The 3,496-nt window shown below is 39.2% G+C and carries 3 protein-coding genes; all 3 read left to right on the forward strand.

Annotated elements, in window-relative coordinates:
* Nucleotides 1–207 precede the first annotated feature (207 nt).
* The 3 genes from NZ519_13055 (at nucleotide 208) to NZ519_13065 (ending at nucleotide 3,476) form a co-directional block, all read left to right on the forward strand.
* On the forward strand, nucleotides 208–831 hold the full coding sequence (locus NZ519_13055) for a peroxiredoxin family protein (GenBank protein MCS7029683.1): 624 nt from the start codon (nucleotides 208–210) through the stop codon (nucleotides 829–831).
* A 166-nt stretch (nucleotides 832–997) separates the two neighbouring features.
* Nucleotides 998–3,217 carry a T9SS type A sorting domain-containing protein gene (locus tag NZ519_13060; protein ID MCS7029684.1) on the forward strand — a complete coding sequence of 740 codons (2,220 nt, stop codon included), beginning with the start codon at nucleotides 998–1,000 and terminating at the stop codon, nucleotides 3,215–3,217.
* 115 nt (nucleotides 3,218–3,332) lie between these two features.
* Nucleotides 3,333–3,476, forward strand: coding sequence for a hypothetical protein (locus NZ519_13065; protein MCS7029685.1), 144 nt, complete (start codon nucleotides 3,333–3,335; stop codon nucleotides 3,474–3,476).
* Nucleotides 3,477–3,496 lie beyond the last annotated feature (20 nt).

Below are 3,496 nucleotides of genomic sequence, written 5' to 3' on the forward strand. Positions count from 1 at the left end.
ACCGAAGCGTTAGCGTAGCCCGTAGCACGCCGACCTTGTGGGCAAAAGCCCACAAGGGCACGCCCAAAAAAATAAACTAATCTATCAGATTAAAAAATTACGTTGTTTTTTATAGTACAGCTTGCTACTTAATTTTGGTAACATACCAAGCGGAATTAGAAAGTTAAATTATATGTAAGTCGTATTTTTTGTATTTTTGCGTAAAGTATGAAGTACTTTCATTTAGGAATTATAGAAATAATAATGTTTGCGTTTTTTTTGCTCATTAACACAGCTGCGGCACAGAGTGAGTATCCCACAGGTCTGGAAACAGGTACCATAGCACCTGATTTTGAAGCTACTGATATTCATGGCAAAAAAATACATTTGTACGAACTTCTAAAAGAAAAACCTGTCATACTATTCTTTTTTAGGGGAGAGTATTGTACAGGTTGCGTCAAAAAAAGTAGTGATTTACAAGACTCTATTGAAAGTGTCTTTCGGCATACAGGAGAATGCTATATGATAGGTATTTCTCCTGAAACCCCAGAGAATATAAAAAAACACCACAAAACACGGCACTATCCCATCATTTCTGATTTGAGCCACAGGATTATGGACGCCTACAAAACTACTTACAAGCTAGATGAAGCCACTAAGCACGTGTTGGATTTGTACGGCACAAAAGTGGGTAATCCTAATGCAGATGGTACTTACGATATGCCTATGCCTGCAACATACCTCATTGGTCAAGATAAACATATCAAAGTAGTTTCATTCAACAAGAATGAGAATATTACCTCTAAAATACAGTACATTAAAACAGTACTTAGCGCTGAAAACTCAAAATAATTGTGATAATGATCTTAATTTTAGTTTGCACGGCAGTTCTATCCCCTGTATTTTTAAAAATTTTTTGTTACGCTGCGCTTTTTTATAAAATTTAATAATTTGATAACATTACTGTTCTTGATTAAATTTTAGAAACTCATCAAATTTGTGAGCAAATTACAGGAGTATGTTCAGAGGTCTTCTTATACTTTCAGTGTTAGCTGCTGTCTTGGTAAATAGGAGCTTGGGGCAGTCCTATATACCTTCTACTATTTACCAGACACAGTATGTAAGTCCTGCAAATCTTAATCCTTCGTTAAGTGGTAGCAATCCTGATGCTATTCCAGGCATTATTGAAAACAACGAAGCGGCTACCCGTGCGCAAACGCCGTACAGAGTTACAGGGATTGTAATGTGTAACCCCCGCCGTTCTGTACAACGCAGCGCTGCCTATCAAGTGTACATTCAGTCTTCCAACAACCCTTGGGAAGGAACAATGGTACATTGCAATGCATCAGACACTGCTAACCCTAACATTGACTTTTGGAACAACTTTATCGTAGGCAACCAAGTAGAAATTATCGGACACGTAGGACTTTTTCAAGGTGATAATCAAATTTTCTTAAACAACACTTTAACTAGCCCACCTATTGTAAATTTATTAGGCACTGCTCCTGTACCTGCACCAATTGTATTGACTATTGATACTTTCATGAATAAGGTTGGCGCTAGCCAAGTTATTAACCGTGCGGGAGAAAAATATGAGGGAATGTACGTTCAGTTCAATAACGTATTAGTTGCCAGTGTAACAGGACCTACGGCAGGTAGATACAACATTACTTTCCAAGATCCTGTTACAGGTTCGCAAATTAAATTTGCAGACCGCAGCGGGCGATTTAGACAAGGTACAGTAGCAGCTAATGGCATGGCACTTAATCCTTCTTTCAATCCTACTCCACTTGTCGGGCAAATTATCAGCCACGTACGTGGCTTTATTACCGAAGTAACAGAAGCAGGAGCACAAACTTATCGTATTGCCCCTTGGGAGGATAGCGATTTAGGTACCCCCGTAGGTGCCTTCCCTGTAATTAGTAATGTCAAACGCAACCCCATTGTATCAAATTCTACTTCAAGCACTACAATTACGGCTACTATCACTACTTCCGTAGGAACAATCACAGGAGCTACTCTATATTATGCCGCAGGAGCTAGTGCTACAACATATTCCAGCGTTAGCATGACTAATATTGGGGGTAACAAATGGCAAGGTGTAATTCCTGCATCTACTAACCTAGCTGCCAAAGGCATAGATAGCATAGTAAAATACTACATTTCTGCTACTAACTCATCTTCAAATACAACTCTCTTTCCTTCTACTGCACCTACGCAAAGCGCAGCCTATAAAGTACTAGACGGCGGTATTACCAAAATACGAGATATTCAATACACGCCGTTCCCAAATAAGACTAGCCTATTTTGGGGAGATACTATTCCTGCATCGAGCATCAACATACAAAACTGTATCGTAACAGGTACGGAAACAGCTACAAACATTGGTTATGTCTTTTTACAGCAAGGCACAAGTCCTTGGAGTGGTATACGCTTATGGAAAGACGCATCTAACCCGCTTTCTCACCTCAATCTTGGAGATAAAGTAACTATTAACCAAGACGCTTATATCGCTGAAACAGGAGGAATGACTGTCATGAGAGTGTTCAATACTATTAACCCTGTTACTACTGGAAACCCTCTACCACCTTTCTACAACATGAACAGCAAAATTGATAGCTTAGTAGGTATTTCTACACCTAAACAATGGGCAGAGCAATATGAATCTATGTTAGTTGAACTTACCTCACAGCATTTGATTGACATGGATGCAGATGCGTCAGGTATAAACACAACAAACACAAACTTTGGTGAAATTCTCATTTATAGTAATTCCTCTGCTACCACAGGTGTAAGGGCTAAACCTCGTGAAAACACTTCAGCAGCACAAACGTATGTCAATAGCACTTTCAGCCTAGGCGGGACATTCCCATATTTCAGAGGACTATTGTTTGAATCATTTAGTGCCTATAAAATCATTGCTCGCGATGATGGGGATATGAGTTTTGTGCTTAGTATAAAAGATGAAACAGCTTCTCAAACTACATTAGGACAAAACTATCCAAATCCTGCTTATTACACTACACAAATAGACTTTTCACTCGCCAAGCCCGCTCAAACTCAACTTGTAGTGTATGACCTTACAGGTAAGGTTATAGCGACCTTAGTCAATCAAAACTTAGGTACAGGAAAATACACAGTAACTTTTGATGCAGGTTTGCTTCCTGCAGGCACATATATCTATCAATTGCGTACTGAAGACAACGTAATTACTAAGCAAATGACAGTTACACACTAAACAAAGTAATATCCACATTCAGCCCTATAAGCTTATCAAAGCTTGTGGGGCTTTTTTAGTTAAAAAATGTGTTAAGGGCAAGTTGAATTAGAGAGTTGAGTAAAATTTTAATTTTTTGGGCGTGCCCTTGTGGGCGTTTTACTGTGGTCATGTCCACAACAAGGGCGGCATGCTACAAGCTACGTGCGGAATGCCCCTTGTATCAGCAAAAGGGACACGCCCAAAAAATAAAATTGCTTTTCAATACCATATTCTATGAATAGTGCATTTGCCTCTCTT

It is taken from the genome of Bacteroidia bacterium, assembly GCA_025056095.1.
Taxonomy (GTDB): Bacteria; Bacteroidota; Bacteroidia; order JANWVE01; family JANWVE01; genus JANWVE01.